Raw genomic sequence first — 13,778 nt, forward strand, 5'->3', positions numbered from 1 at the left:
CCTTTCTCGTGTTCAGAGGTTCGTGTTCAGAGGTCAAGCGTGCGCAGCACCAGGCCCGAGGCCGGCTTCGGGCCGAACGACGTCGACTTGCGCGGCATCGTCACGCCTTGACGGGCCAGGTCCCGGACGACCTCCTCGCGGACCGGGTGCATCAGGACGGCCGTACCGCCGTCGCGCTCCGCCTTGGCGACCGTGGCGGCCGTGTCGTGGATGTAGGCGATGTGGGCGGGGGAGTCCTCGGGGATGTGCCAGACGTGCTCGAGGAGCGTGGCGTGCAGCACCGTCGCGTCGAGGGTGCGCCAGGCCGCGGGGCGGTCGGCGGGGATCGTACGGGCCAGGAGATCCGGGTCCGGGTGGTCGACGAGATGGTAGGAACCGTCGCCGGCCAGCAGGAACGCGTTGCCCTCGCAGGCCGCGTCCGCCAGCGCCTCCAGGGCCTCGGACAGGGGGGCCACCAGACGGCGTACCCGGAACAGACCGTGCAGGGCTGCCACGGCCCGGTCGACCGGCAGGTCGTGGAGGAGACGGTGGATGGCGCGGACCCGGAGGGGGTAGCGGGCCGTGTCGACCAGGAGGACCAGGCCGTGGTCCCACGGGCTGGGGGAGGGGTGTTCCGTGCGGAGCCGGCGGTAGGTCGCCCAGCGGTGGTGGCCGTCGGCGATGAGGGCCTGGTGACGGGCCAGGTCGGTCTGGATCGCGGCCAGGTCGGCGGGAGCGGTCACGGACCACAGGCGGTGGCTGAAGCCGTCCTCCGTGGTGGTGGAGAGGAGGGGAGGCCGGTCGGCGGTGCGCTCGATCAGGTCCGCCGTGGCGGTCGTCGAGCCGTCGCCGCGGTAGGTCAGCAGGAGGGGCTCGAGGTTCGCGGAGGTGGCCCGCATCAGGGCCGCGCGGTCCGCGACGATGTGCGGCATGACGTCCTCGTGCGGCAGCACCACCCGCTCGGCGGGGTCCGACACGCGCAGGGCGCCGATGATGCCGCGTTGCAGCATGCCGTCGCCGTCGCGCTGCTCGTAGATGTACAGGCCGGGTTCCGGATCGGTGGCCAGGACGCCCTCGGAGAGCCAGCGGTGCAGGGTCTCGGCGGCCTGTTCGTTGCGGGCGCTGGGTGTGGCGGCCTGGGGCAGGATCAGACGGACGATGTTGTGCGGGTCGGAGGACTCGAGGTGGTGCAGGCCGTCGGGGCGCACCACGACGTCGTACGGCGGAGATGTCACGGCGGCAAGGCTGCCGACCCGGTCCGGGTCGTAACGAAGGCCTCGGAACGGGGTGAGTTCCAGGCCTCGGTGCGCCGTTGCCTCCGAGTGACCTGCTGTGTTCATCCCGGCATCGTACGGGTGTCAGTGCCATGGGGGATGATCGGGGGAAAGCCGTCGAACGAGGAGCGATGTGGGATGAGCCGGAGCGTCAGGACGAGGCCCGAGGGCAGTGGGCAGGCCCTGAGCGAGGCGTACGACACGGCGCTGCTCGATCTGGACGGGGTCGTGTACGCGGGCGGGAGCGCGATCCAGTACGCCGTCGAGTCGCTGGCCGAGGCGCGGGCGGGCGGGATGCGGCTCGCGTACGTCACGAACAACGCGCTGCGCACTCCGGACACCGTGGCCGCGCATCTGACCGAGCTGGGGATACCGACGGGCGCGGACGACGTCATCACCTCGGCGCAGGCGGTCGCGCGGCTGATCAGTGAGCAGGTGCCGCAGGGCGCCCGGGTGCTGGTGATCGGCGGGGAGGGGCTGCGGGTGGCGCTGCGCGAGCGCGGGCTCGTGCCCGTCGAGTCGGCGGACGACGATCCGGCGGCGGTGGTGCAGGGGTTCGGCGGGCCCGAGCTGCCGTGGGGCCGTTTCGCGGAGGCCAGTTACGCGGTCGCGCGCGGCGTGCCGTGGTTCGCGTCCAACACCGACCTGACGATTCCGAGCGGGCGCGGGATCGCGCCGGGCAACGGCGCGGCGGTGGAGGTCGTCCGGATCGCCACGGGGGCCGAGCCGCAGGTCGCGGGCAAGCCGCTGCCGCCGATGCACCGGGAGACCATCCTGCGCACCGGGGCGAAGCGGCCGCTCGTGGTGGGCGACCGGCTGGACACGGACATCGAGGGCGCGTTCAACGGGGACGTCGACTCGCTGCTCGTCCTGACCGGAGTCACCGACGGCGCGCAGCTCCTGGCCGCTCCGCCGCAGCACCGGCCGACGTATGTGGACGCCGATCTGCGGGGGATGCTCAGCGGCCAGCCGGACGTCGACGCGGCGGGCGACGGCGGATTCCGGTGCGGAGGCTGGACGGCGACGGCCGGTGCGGAGGCGCTGGAGCTCGACGGGGACGGCGAGGCGCTGGACGGGCTGCGCGCGCTGTGTGCGGCGGCGTGGACGGCCGCCGGTGAGGGTGTGTGCGAGCTGGACGGGGGGAAGGCGCTGGCAAAGCTGGGCCTCTGAGCACGGGTTGGGGGCCGCGGTGCGCGGGCACGCTTCGGCTGTGCGTCCGAAGGGCCGCGGCCCGATCCGAAATCGTGATCGAATGGCAGGGTAGGCTAACCTAACCTGCGTGTTGGTCGAGAGTCCCCCCGAACAGCGCGCGGAGACCGCCGCCGCGCCCCCGACTCGACGGGTGGTACGAGCCTTTGGGCTGGTCCTGGCCGTCGCGATCCTGGTACTCGTCGCGCTGGCGAGTATCGCGATCGGAGCGAAAGAGCTGTCCCTGGGGCAGGTCTGGCACGGTTTGTTCGAGGACTCGGGGACGTACGGCGATGTCGTCGTCGCTGAGCGGATGTCACGGACCGTGCTGGGACTGCTCGCCGGTGCCGCCCTCGGTCTGGCCGGCGCGGTCCTGCAGGCACTCACGCGCAACCCGCTCGCCGATCCCGGACTGCTCGGCATCAACGCCGGCGCGTCCGCCGCGGTCGTCACGGCCATCACGTTTCTCGGGGTCACCTCGCTCAGCGGTTACGTCTGGTTCGCGTTCTTCGGCGCGGCCGCGGTCGGGGCGCTGGTCTGGTTCCTCGGCGGCAGCCGGGGCGCGACGCCGGTGCGGCTCGCGCTCGCCGGTACGGCGCTCAGTGCCGCGCTCTACGGCTACCTCCAGGCCGTGATGATCATGGACGACGCGGCGCTCGGCAAGATGCGGTTCTGGACGGTGGGTTCGCTCTCCGCGGCGACCGACTCGACCATCGATCAGGTCCTGCCGTTCCTGCTGGCCGGTACGGTCCTGGCGCTGGCCCTGGCCCGGCCACTCAACGCCATGGCCATGGGCGACGACACCGCCAAGGCGCTCGGCGCCAACCTGAACCGGACCCGGGCGCTGTCCATGCTGGCCGCGACCGTGCTGTGCGGGGCCGCGACCGCCGCCTGCGGTCCGATCGTGTTCGTCGGGCTGATGGTGCCGCACGTGGTGCGTTCCTTCACCGGGCCCGACCTGCGCTGGATCCTGCCGTACGCGGCGCTCCTGTCGCCCGTGCTGCTGCTCGGCGCCGATGTCATCGGCCGGATCGTGGCCCGGCCCGCGGAACTGCAGGTGGGCATCGTGACCGCGATCCTCGGCGGACCGGTGTTCATCTATCTCGTACGACGGCGGAGGACGGCGCAGCTGTGAAGACCACCAACCGTGCTGTGAGGTCCCCGGGCGGGCTCTCGATACGTCTGGACGTGCGGGCCTTCATCGTCGTGCTCCTGCTGCTGGCCGCGGCGCTCACGGCGAGTGTCGTGCTCATCGGCACCGGCGACTTCCCGATCCCGGCCGCCGATGTGCTGCGGACACTGTTCGGCCAGGGCGACGAGGGCCAGGAGTTCATCGTCAACGAGCTGCGGCTGCCGCGGGTCCTGGTGGGACTGCTGGTCGGCGCCTCGCTCGGACTCGGCGGCGCGCTGTTCCAGGCCATCTCCCGCAATCCGCTGGGCAGTCCGGACGTACTCGGCCTCGGACAGGGGGCGACGGCCGGTGCCCTCACGATGATCGTGCTGTTCTCCGGGGACGCGAACCAGACAGCCCTGGGCGCGCTCGTGGGCGGCCTGGTGACCGGGCTCGCGATCTATGTGCTCGCCTGGAAGCGGGGCGTGCACGGCTACCGGCTGGTGCTGGTCGGCATCGGCGTCTCCGCGATCGTCACCGCGGTCAACGGCTATCTGCTCACCAAGTCCGACATCGTGGACGCGGCCCGCGCGGTCGTGTGGATGACCGGATCGCTCGACGGGCGTGACTGGGACCAGGTGTGGCCGCTGCTCGGGCTGTGCGCCGTGCTCGTGCCGCTCGCCCTCTGCAACGCGCGCGGGCTGCGGATGATGGAGATGGGCGACGACGTGTCGTACGCCCTCGGGGTCCGGGTGGAGCGGGTGCGTCTGCTGCTGATGGTGGCGGCCGTGCTGCTCACCGCGTCCGCGACCGCCGCGGCCGGTCCCGTCAGCTTCGTCGCGCTCACCGCGCCGCAACTGGCCCGGCGCCTGACCCGTTCGCCCGGCCCGAACCTGCTGCCCTCCCTGTGCATGGGCGCGGCCCTGCTGGTCACCGCCGACTGGCTCTCGCAGCGGGCGTTCGGCGCCGAGCAACTGCCCGTGGGCGTGGTCACCGGCGTACTGGGCGGTGTCTACCTGCTGTGGCTGCTGGTCACCGAACGCAGGGCGGGCCGGATATGAGCAAGAACCAAAGGAGCACTGTGAACCGTCTGTCCGCCGAGAACGTCACCCTCGCCTACGACCAGCGGGTGATCACCGAGAAGCTGTCGGTGGAGATACCCGACAACTCCTTCACCGTGATCGTCGGCCCCAACGCGTGCGGCAAGTCGACGCTCCTGCGGGCACTGTCGCGGATGCTCAAGCCCAGCGAGGGCCGGGTGCTGCTCGACGGTCAGGTCATCCAGTCGATGCCCGCCAAGAAGGTCGCGCGGACCCTCGGCCTGCTGCCCCAGTCGTCCATCGCGCCCGACGGCATCACCGTCGGCGACCTGGTGGGCCGTGGCCGCTACCCGCACCAGGGCATTCTGCGGCAGTGGTCGACCGACGACGAGCGCGTCGTCCAGGAGTCCATGCGGCAGACGGGCGTCGCCGAACTCGCCGAGCGCTACGTCGACGAACTCTCGGGCGGTCAGCGCCAGCGGGTGTGGATCGCCATGGCGCTCGCCCAGCAGACCCCGCTGCTGCTGCTCGACGAGCCGACGACGTACCTGGACATCCAGCACCAGATCGACGTACTGGACCTGTGCGCGGAGCTGCACGAGGAGCAGGGGCGCACGCTCGTCGCCGTGCTGCACGACCTGAACCACGCCGCCCGCTACGCCACACACCTCATCGCACTGCGCGAGGGGAGCGTCATCGCCGAGGGCGCGCCGAAGGACATCGTCACGGCCGAGCTGGTCGAGGAGGTCTTCGGCCTGCGCTGCCAGGTCATCGACGACCCGGAGACGGGGACGCCGCTGGTGGTGCCGGCGGCGCGGCGGGCACGCGCCGGAGCAGGGGCAGGGACCGAGAAGGTGGCCGCTACAGAAGCTTCCTGAGCTGGAGCAGGTCCCGCACGCCCGCGTGCAGCTTCACCCGGCCCGAGCCCCAGGCCTTGGCGAAGCTCAGCTCGCCGCCGACCAGCGCCACCAGATCGTCGCCGGCCATGACGAGTCTGATCTCTGCCTTGGCGGGCGGCGGTCCCTGCACGGTGTCGTGCACCTCGATCCGCCCGCCGCGCATCCGGCCGACGAAGGTGACGTCCAGGTCCGTGATGTGGCAGCTCACCGAACGGTCCAGGGCCGCGGCGTCGCGGACGTCCCCTTCGGCGCGCTGCATGTTGTCCGAGAGTTTGTCGAGTGCGCTGCGGCACTCCTCGATCGTGGCCATCGCCGACGACGGTACCGCAGCGGTTCGCGGTAGCGTCGGGGCATGGACGACGCAGTTCCCGAGACCCCGGCGGTGGCGGAGGACGAGCCCGCCCCCGATCCCGGGTTCGACCCCGCGGCCCCCGCGCCCCTGAACGTGCCCCGCACCCCCACGGGCGTGGCCGACGTGGACGCGTCCCTGGACCGGCTCGGCGACGCGGACCACCTCGCCACGGACGGACACATCGAGGTGTACGAGGATGTACACCGGGGGCTGCGCGACGCGCTCACCGCGCTCGACGCCCGCCCGGGACCTCCGGCGCCCCCGTCGCAGCACGGACCTAGGAGCTGAACCGAACGTGGCAGGAGTCGCACGCCGCCGTCTCGACGCGGAGCTGGTCCGCCGGAAGCTCGCGCGCTCGCGTGAGCATGCCGGCCAGCTGATCGCCGCCGGGCGCGTCGCCGTCGGCAAGACCGTCGCGACCAAGTCCGCCACGCAGGTCGAGACGGCGGCCGCGATCGTGGTGACCCAGGACGACGGCGACCCCGACTACGTGTCCCGGGGCGGCCACAAGCTCGCCGGCGCGCTGGCGGCGTTCGTGCCGCAGGGGCTGGCCCTCGAGGGGCGCAGGGCGCTCGACGCGGGCGCTTCCACCGGCGGTTTCACCGATGTTCTGCTGAGGTCGGGCGCCGCCCACGTCGTCGCCGTGGACGTCGGATACGGACAACTCGCATGGGCCCTCCAAAACGATGAACGCGTCACCGTCAAGGACCGTACGAACGTACGCGAGTTGACGCTTGAAGTGATCGATGGGGAGCCTGTGGATCTTGTCGTGGGGGATCTGTCCTTCATCCCGCTCGGGCTGGTCCTGCCCGCCCTGGTGCGGTGCGTGAAACCGGACGCCGATCTGGTGATGATGGTCAAGCCGCAGTTCGAGGTGGGCAAGGAGCGCCTCGGCAGCGGGGGAGTCGTGCGCAGCGTCCAGCTGCGAGCCGAAGCGGTGCGGGGGGTGGCCGAGAAGGCCTGGGGACTGGGGCTCGGGGTGAAGGGCGTGACGGCCAGTCCGCTGCCCGGGCCGTCGGGGAATGTCGAATACTTTCTGTGGCTGCGGGCCGGGGCACCGGAACTGGACCCGGCCGATGTCGACCGTGCAGTGGCGGAGGGGCCGCGTTGACCGAGAACCGAGCTCGTACTGTATTCCTGCTCGCCCACACGGGGCGGCCCGCGGCCGTGCGCAGTGCCGAACTCGTGGTGAAGGGGCTGCTGCGCTCCGGTCTGGGCGTACGCGTCCTGGCGGCCGAGGCGCGTGACCTGCCGCTGCCGGACGAGGTGGAGCTGGTCAAGGAAGCCACTCCGCAGTGCCTCGACGGGTGCGAGCTGCTCATAGTGCTGGGCGGTGACGGCACGCTGCTGCGCGGCGCCGAGTTCGCGCGGGCGTCGGGCGTGCCGATGCTCGGCGTCAACCTCGGACGGGTCGGGTTCCTCGCGGAGGCCGAGCGGGACGACCTCGACAAGGTCGTCGACCGGGTGGTGACCAGGGCGTACGAGGTCGAGGAGCGGATGACCGTCGACGTCGTGGTGCACCGCAACGGCGACATCGTGCACACGGACTGGGCGCTGAACGAGGCGGCCGTGCAGAAGGTGTCCGCCGAGCGGATGCTGGAGATCGTCCTCGAGATCGACGGGCGGCCCGTCACGGGGTTCGGCTGTGACGGGATCGTGTGCGCGACACCCACGGGGTCGACCGCCTACGCGTTCTCGGCCGGTGGGCCGGTGGTGTGGCCGGAGGTCGAGGCGCTGCTGATGGTGCCGATCAGTGCGCACGCGCTGTTCGCGAAGCCGTTGGTGACATCGCCGGATTCAGTGTTGGCTGTGGAGGTTCTGCCACACATTCCGCCGGGTGTGCTGTGGTGTGACGGGCGGCGGACCGTGGAGTTGCCGGCGGGGGCACGGGTCGAGGTGCGGCGGGGGGCTGTGCCGGTTCGGCTGGCTCGGCTGCACCATGCGTCCTTCACGGACCGGTTGGTGGCGAAGTTCGCTCTGCCCGTTTCCGGGTGGCGGGGGGCGCCGCACTAGACGTTCCACTCGCGTGGGTGACAAGAGTGGGCCAGTCGCAATCCTCGGCTCGGACCTCGTAAGGTCGTGTCCGTGTTGGAGGAGATGCGGATACGGTCGCTCGGCGTGATCGACGACGCCGTGGTCGAGCTGTCGCCCGGATTCACCGCTGTCACGGGTGAGACGGGTGCGGGCAAGACCATGGTGGTCACCAGCCTGGGGTTGCTGCTGGGCGGGCGCGCCGACCCGGCGCTCGTGCGGATCGGGGCCGGGAAGGCGGTCGTGGAGGGGCGGATCACCGTCCCGGACGACGCCACGGCAGCCGTGCGTGCCGAGGAGGCCGGGGCCGAGCTCGACGACGGTGCCCTGCTGATCAGCCGTACCGTTTCCGCCGAGGGGAGATCCCGGGCGCACCTGGGCGGGCGCAGTGTGCCCGTGGGGGTGCTCGCCGAGCTCGCCGACGAGCTGGTCGCCGTGCACGGGCAGACCGACCAGCAGGGGCTGCTCAAGCTGTCCCGGCAGCGGCAGGCGCTCGACCGGTACGCGGGCGACACCGTCGCCGTGCCGCTGGCCAAGTACGGCGAGGCGTACAAGCGGCTGCGGGCCGCCTCCGCCGAGCTCGACGAGATCACCACGCGCGCGCGGGAACGGGCCCAGGAGGCCGACATGCTGCGCTACGGGCTCGACGAGGTCGCCGCCGTCGAGCCCCGGGCCGGTGAGGACGTGGAACTGGCCGAGGAGGCAGAGCGGCTGGGGCACGCCGAGGCGCTGGCATCCGCCGCTGCGGCCGCCCACGCGGCGCTCGCGGGCAATCCGGAGGACCCCGAGGGCGTCGACGCCGGGACGCTCGTCGCGGGCGGCCAGCGGGCCCTGGATGCCGTACGGTCGTACGACCCGGCGCTGGCCGCGCTCGCCGACCGCGTCGGGGAGATCGGGATCCTGCTGCGCGACGCGGCGGGGGACCTGGCCGGCTACGCCGACGATCTGGACGCCGATCCGCTGCGGCTGTCGGCCGTCGAGGAGCGGCGGGCCGCGCTCACCGGGCTGACCCGGAAGTACGGCGAGGACATCGCCACCGTGCTGGCCTGGGCCGAGACGAGTGCCGCCCGGCTGACCGAACTGGACGGCGACGACGAGCGGATCGGGGAGCTGACCGCGGAGCGGGACGCGCTGCGGTCGGAACTGGGTGGCCTCGCACAGGCGTTGACGGACGCGCGGACGGGGGCCGCCGAGCGGTTCGCCGCCGCCGTGACCGCCGAGCTGGCCTCGCTCGCCATGCCGCACGCGCGCGTGTCCTTCGACATCCGGCAGACCGAGGACCCGGAGGGCGTCGAGGTCGGCGGACGTGCGGTCGCCTACGGGCCCGCGGGTGCCGACGAGGTCGAGCTGCTGCTGGCCCCGCACCCGGGCGCGCCGCCGCGGCCGATCGCCAAGGGGGCGTCCGGCGGTGAGCTGTCGCGCGTGATGCTGGCCGTGGAGGTCGTGTTCGCGGGGACGGATCCCGTGCCGACGTATCTCTTCGACGAGGTCGACGCCGGTGTCGGTGGCAAGGCGGCGGTCGAGATCGGCCGGCGGCTCGCACGCCTGGCGAAGACCGCGCAGGTCGTGGTCGTGACCCATCTCCCGCAGGTGGCGGCCTTCGCCGACCGGCAGTTGCTGGTCGAGAAGACCGACGACGGGTCGGTCACCCGCTCCGGTGTGAAGGTGCTGGAGGGGGAGGACCGGGTCCGGGAACTGTCCCGCATGCTCGCCGGCCAGGAGGACTCCGAGACGGCCCGGGCGCATGCGGAGGAGCTGCTGGCGACGGCTCGGGCGGACATGTAGCCGGGGGCGCACTGGCGTTCGGGTCGCATGGTCGGCCGAGTGTGCCCCATCTTCACTCGTGTGGGTGACGCGGCCCGGCGCATTGCTCCCGATGCCGCGCCCCACTGTCGCGCCGCCGGGGTTCCGGCGTTCCCGGAACCCCCACATGTCCTGGCATCCTTGGCGGAGTACGCGGAGGAATCCGCGCGGTGCATTCCCCGCGCTCGTTCGTTCTGTACGTTCGTCGTGACCGCCCGACCCGAACCAGGAGCCCGGCCCCACGTGACCCCCGTGAGCAGCCACTCACCGCCTGGCCAGTCGCCGCTGCGCACCGTGCAGGTGCTGGGCGGAGGCAATGCCGCCAGCAGTGCGCATGTGCGTTCGCTGACCGCGGGGCTCGTCGCGAGGGGCGTGAAAGTCACGGTATGCGCCCCCTATGAGGCGAATCACGCCTATGACTTCAGCGGCGTCGGGGCCGATCACGTGCACGTGCCACGCAGCAGCGACCCGGTGTCGGTGGCGGCCCTGCGGGCGGCCTGTGCCAACGCCGATCTGGTGCACGCGCACGGGCTGCACGCCTCGTTTCGTGCCGTGCTCGCTCTCAGCGGACGGCGCGTGGGTACTCCGCTGGTCGTGACGTGGCACGACCGGGCGCACGCCGACGGTGCGCGTGCCCATCTGCTGCGGGTATTGGAGCGGCGGGTCGTGAAGGCGGCCACCGTGGTGCTGGGGACGACATCGGCGCTCGTGGACCGGGCGCGGTGGACGGGTGCCCGGGACGCGCGGCTCGCGGCCGTCGCGCTGCCCGGCCCCCGCAGGCCGGTGGAGCCCGACGATCCCGACGGGCTGCGCCCCAAGGTGCGTGCCGAACTCGGCGCCATCGGACGGCCGTTGCTGATGGCCGTCGGCTCCCTTGAGCGGCATCGCGGGTACGACGTGCTGCTGGACGCCGCGCGCGCCTGGCGCCGGCTCGACCCCGTCCCCCTGGTCGTGATCGCCGGGGAAGGGCCGCTGCGCGGCGAGCTCCAGGAGCGGATCGAGGGCGAGGGCCTGCCCGTCCGGCTCATCGGGCGGCGCGACGACATCACCGACCTGCTCGCCGCCGCCGACCTCGCCCTGCTGCCGAGCCGGTGGGAGGAGGCCCGCTCCGTCCTCGCCCAGGAGGCCCTCCACGCACGCGTGCCGCTCGTCGCGACCGACGTCGGCGGCATTCCCGAACTCGTCGGCGACGCGGCCGAAGTCGTCCCGCACGGCAACGCGGAGGCGCTCGCCGGCTCTGTCGTACGCCTGCTCGGCGACCCGGAGCGCCGGGAGTCGCTGCGGGAGAAGGGCGCCCGGCAGGCGGCCACCTGGCCGAGCGAGGACGAGACCGTCGCCCAAGTGCTCAGCGTGTACGACGAGTTGACCCAGCCCCGGCCCCTCACCTGAGGATCTGGGAGACGTGCCTGCGGGCCCGCAGCGCCAGGCTCAGGGCCAGAACCGTCTGCGGGTCGTCGAGGTCCGTGCCCAGCAACTCCCCGATGCGTGCCAGGCGGTTGTACAGGGTCTGCCGGTTGAGATGGAGCTCCCGGGCGGTCTCCGCCTTGCGGCCCGCGTGGGCGAGGTACGTCGCCAGGGTGGGCAGCAGCGGCGGCCGGGAGCGGCGGTCGTGCTCCAGGAGCGGGCCGAGCGCCCGGTCGACGAAGGCGGCCAGGTCGGGGTGGTCGCGCAGCCGCCACAGCAGCAGATCGATGTCCAGACGGCGGGCGTCGTACCAAGGCCGGTCCGGCAGGCCCTGGGCCGCGGTCGCCGTCTCGGCGGCGTGTCGCAGGCCCGAGGCCGCCGCCGTCCAGCCGCCGGCCATCCCCACGACCACCACCGGTGGCTGCCCGCCCGGCCGCATCATCCCGGCCCGCTCCACACCGGCCCGCAGCGCCGCCGCGACCCGGTCCGCGACCGTCGGGCGCTCCGACTCCGAGCGCAGCCCGAGCAGCACCGGCACCCGGCCCTCCACCGGCCGCACCCCGAGCAGCACCGGCACGCCCACCGACGCCAGCTCCTCGGCGACCGCCCGGGCCAGCACGGCCCAGCCTCCTCCCGGGGACAGGGCGTCCCCGAGCCGCATGACCACCGGCAGCAGCGGGCCCTCGCCCGGTCGGAAGCCCAGCACACGCGCCTGCGCCGGGGCGTCCTCCGCCGTGACCCGGCCCTCGGCGAGGTCCGTGAGGAAGTCGCCGCGTCCGCGTGCCGCCAGCTCCTCCTCCTGCCGTGCCTGCATCAGCACCACGGCCAGGATGCCCGCGGCCCGCTCGGCCGCCATCCGGTGCACGGGCGCCAGGGAAGTCCGCACCGGCAGCAGGACGAGCCGGGCGCGGACGCCGCCGCTGCCGGGCCCGCCGCCCGGCACGTCCACCAGGACCGAGCCCGGGAGCGGCGGTTCGTCCTTGTGCTGGCCGCGCAGCCCCTCCCACACCTGGAGCGGGTCCGCGCCCTCGGGACCGGCCCCGGCGGCATACAGCAACTGTCCGTCCGCCGTCTCCAGGAAGACGGGATTGGCACCGAAGTCCGCCAGAATGCCCAGCACTTGGGGCACACCGCCGCCGCCCAGCAGGGCCTCGGTACACCGCCGGTGCACCTCCTCGGCCCGCTGGAGCAGCGCGTAGTGACCGTTGACGATCTCGGTGTGGACCTCCTCCGTGACCGTGACGAACGGCACCTCGCGGTGAAGCTGGACCAGCGGCAGCCCGGCCGACCGGGCCGTGTCGACGAGGGCGGCGGGCAGTCGTGTGAAGCGCGGGCCGAGCTCCACCACCAGGGCCGCGATACCGCGCTCGGCCAGTGTGCGCACGAACGCCCGCTGTTCGGCCGGGCGGGTGCCGAGGCCGTAGCCCGTGGTGAGCAGCAGTTCGCCGCCCTTGAGCAGTGAGGCGATGTGCGGTACCTCACCGGCGTGCACCCAGCGCACGGACCGCCCGAGCCGGTCGGCACCCGCCAGCACCTCGGGCAGCCCGCTGCGCAGCCCCGGCAGTTCCAAAGCCCGCTGCACGGTGATCCCGGCGCCCTGGGTGTCGTGACCGCTGTCCGTCCCGCTGTCCATGTGCCGGACGCTACCCGCGCGGGTGCCTCCCGGACATCTCCGGCGGGGCACGGGGTCGATCAAGCCCCGGATTACGGCGTGATCACCCGGGTACGGGCGCTGTCATGGACATCAGCGTGGTGGCAGTGGGGCGGGAGGACGACAGTCCGGTCGAGGAGCCGTTGCGGGTCGCGATGCTCGCCGACCGGCTCGGGTACCGGGAGGTGTGGGCGGGCGAGGGACCGACGTGGGACTCGTTCGTCCTGGCGACGGCGATCGGCGTGGCCACCGAGCAGGCCGTGCTGACGGCCGGGCCCGTGCCGGTGTCGGTGCGCGACCCGCTCACCATCGTCCGGGGCGCCGCGTCCACCGCGGCCGTCACCGGCCGGCCCGTCGGTGTGGCCCTCGGCACGTCCAGCAAGCGGGTCGTCGAGGGCGTGCACGGCCGGCCGCGGACCCGGCCCGCCGCCGCCCTCGAGGAGTCGGCGGCGGCCGTACGCGCGCTGTGGGACAGCGTGCCGGGCGATCCGATCGTGCCCGGCAGCGGCTTCCCGCGCCGGCTGCCGCCGCCAGGGGGCGAGGTCACCGTCGCGGCATTCGGTGAGCGCGCGATCGGCACCGCCGTCGCGCACGCCGACCGGATGCTGCTCGACATCGTCTCGCCGGAACAGGTCCGCGTCCTGCGGGCGCGCATGCTCGCCGCCGCCGAGCGGGCGGGCCGTACGCCGCCCCGGCTGGCCGCCTGGCTGCCCGCCGCCGTGGACCCGGAGCCGGAGTCGCTCACGCAGGTCCTGCGCAGCGTCGTCGGCTATCTCGCCGTGCCGGGCTACAGCGACATGTTCGTCGAGGCGGGACTCGCCGAGGTCGTCGAACTGGCCGCCAAGGGGGCCGACCGGGACACCCTGCTGCGGGCCGTGCCGCCCGAGGCCGCGGGCACGGTCGCCCTCGTCGGCGACGCCGGCACCGTCCGCGCCCGAATCGACGCCTACGCCGAGGCGGGCCTCGACGAGATCGCCCTGGTCCCCGCCACGGCGGGCGACCCGGCGGGGGAGCGCACACTCACGGCCCTCAGGCCGGCGTGACGC

General features: G+C 73.2%; 13 protein-coding genes. 10 read left to right on the plus strand and 3 right to left on the minus strand.

Going from position 1 to position 13,778, the window contains the following annotated elements; all coding sequences use genetic code 11:
• Positions 1–26: 26 nt before the first annotated feature.
• Entirely contained in the window at positions 27–1,319 is a 1,293-nt protein-coding gene (locus ACFTZL_RS28405) for a DUF1015 family protein (protein WP_382588270.1), read from the minus strand.
• Between the two features lie 72 nt (positions 1,320–1,391).
• Here ACFTZL_RS28405 and ACFTZL_RS28410 point away from each other — a divergent pair, with 72 nt between their 5' ends.
• The 4 genes from ACFTZL_RS28410 to ACFTZL_RS28425 all read left to right on the plus strand — a co-directional run bounded on the left by ACFTZL_RS28410 (position 1,392) and on the right by ACFTZL_RS28425 (position 5,470).
• On the plus strand, positions 1,392–2,423 hold the full coding sequence (locus tag ACFTZL_RS28410) for an HAD hydrolase-like protein (protein WP_382588272.1): 1,032 nt from the start codon (positions 1,392–1,394) through the stop codon (positions 2,421–2,423).
• A gap of 109 nt (positions 2,424–2,532) precedes the next feature.
• Positions 2,533–3,576 (plus strand): FecCD family ABC transporter permease, encoded by a 1,044-nt coding sequence (locus tag ACFTZL_RS28415; protein WP_382588274.1) that lies wholly within the window; start codon positions 2,533–2,535, stop codon positions 3,574–3,576.
• Positions 3,573–4,613 carry a FecCD family ABC transporter permease gene (locus ACFTZL_RS28420; RefSeq protein ID WP_382588276.1) on the plus strand — a complete coding sequence of 347 codons (1,041 nt, stop codon included), beginning with the start codon at positions 3,573–3,575 and terminating at the stop codon, positions 4,611–4,613. Before ACFTZL_RS28415 ends, ACFTZL_RS28420 begins: the two co-directional genes overlap by 4 nt.
• Positions 4,610–5,470: an ABC transporter ATP-binding protein gene (locus ACFTZL_RS28425; RefSeq protein WP_382588278.1), complete on the plus strand. Its 861-nt coding sequence runs from the start codon at positions 4,610–4,612 to the stop codon at positions 5,468–5,470. Before ACFTZL_RS28420 ends, ACFTZL_RS28425 begins: the two co-directional genes overlap by 4 nt.
• Here the strand turns inward: ACFTZL_RS28425 and ACFTZL_RS28430 are convergent.
• Positions 5,454–5,801, minus strand: a complete 348-nt coding sequence (locus tag ACFTZL_RS28430) for a sterol-binding protein (protein ID WP_382588280.1) — start codon at positions 5,799–5,801, stop codon at positions 5,454–5,456. The genes ACFTZL_RS28425 and ACFTZL_RS28430 overlap by 17 nt on opposite strands.
• Before the next feature lie 42 nt (positions 5,802–5,843).
• On the opposite strand from ACFTZL_RS28430, the gene ACFTZL_RS28435 reads away from it, so the two are divergent.
• From ACFTZL_RS28435 to ACFTZL_RS28455, 5 genes are all read left to right on the plus strand, one after another.
• Complete coding sequence (locus ACFTZL_RS28435; RefSeq protein ID WP_382588282.1) at positions 5,844–6,131, plus strand: hypothetical protein; 288 nt, start codon at positions 5,844–5,846, stop codon at positions 6,129–6,131.
• A gap of 7 nt (positions 6,132–6,138) precedes the next feature.
• Positions 6,139–6,954 carry a TlyA family RNA methyltransferase gene (locus ACFTZL_RS28440; RefSeq protein ID WP_382588284.1) on the plus strand — a complete coding sequence of 272 codons (816 nt, stop codon included), beginning with the start codon at positions 6,139–6,141 and terminating at the stop codon, positions 6,952–6,954.
• The gene (locus tag ACFTZL_RS28445) at positions 6,951–7,856 is read left to right on the plus strand and encodes an NAD kinase (RefSeq protein ID WP_382588286.1); all 906 of its coding nucleotides are present in this window, start codon (positions 6,951–6,953) and stop codon (positions 7,854–7,856) included. The genes ACFTZL_RS28440 and ACFTZL_RS28445 overlap by 4 nt, the downstream gene beginning before the upstream one ends.
• A gap of 84 nt (positions 7,857–7,940) precedes the next feature.
• Positions 7,941–9,659, plus strand: a complete 1,719-nt coding sequence (recN, locus tag ACFTZL_RS28450) for a DNA repair protein RecN (RefSeq protein ID WP_382588294.1) — start codon at positions 7,941–7,943, stop codon at positions 9,657–9,659.
• A gap of 261 nt (positions 9,660–9,920) precedes the next feature.
• Positions 9,921–11,066: a glycosyltransferase family 4 protein gene (locus ACFTZL_RS28455; RefSeq protein WP_382588288.1), complete on the plus strand. Its 1,146-nt coding sequence runs from the start codon at positions 9,921–9,923 to the stop codon at positions 11,064–11,066.
• Here the strand turns inward: ACFTZL_RS28455 and ACFTZL_RS28460 are convergent.
• The gene (locus tag ACFTZL_RS28460; RefSeq protein ID WP_382588290.1) at positions 11,059–12,714 is read right to left on the minus strand and encodes a PucR family transcriptional regulator; all 1,656 of its coding nucleotides are present in this window, start codon (positions 12,712–12,714) and stop codon (positions 11,059–11,061) included. The two genes, ACFTZL_RS28455 and ACFTZL_RS28460, sit on opposite strands and share 8 nt — an antisense overlap.
• Before the next feature lie 104 nt (positions 12,715–12,818).
• On the opposite strand from ACFTZL_RS28460, the gene ACFTZL_RS28465 reads away from it, so the two are divergent.
• Entirely contained in the window at positions 12,819–13,775 is a 957-nt protein-coding gene (locus ACFTZL_RS28465) for an LLM class F420-dependent oxidoreductase (RefSeq protein ID WP_382588292.1), read from the plus strand.
• The last annotated feature ends 3 nt before the right edge of the window (positions 13,776–13,778 follow it).

This window comes from Streptomyces sp. NPDC056948 (assembly GCF_042674225.1).
Lineage (GTDB): Bacteria > Actinomycetota > Actinomycetes > Streptomycetales > Streptomycetaceae > Streptomyces > Streptomyces purpurascens.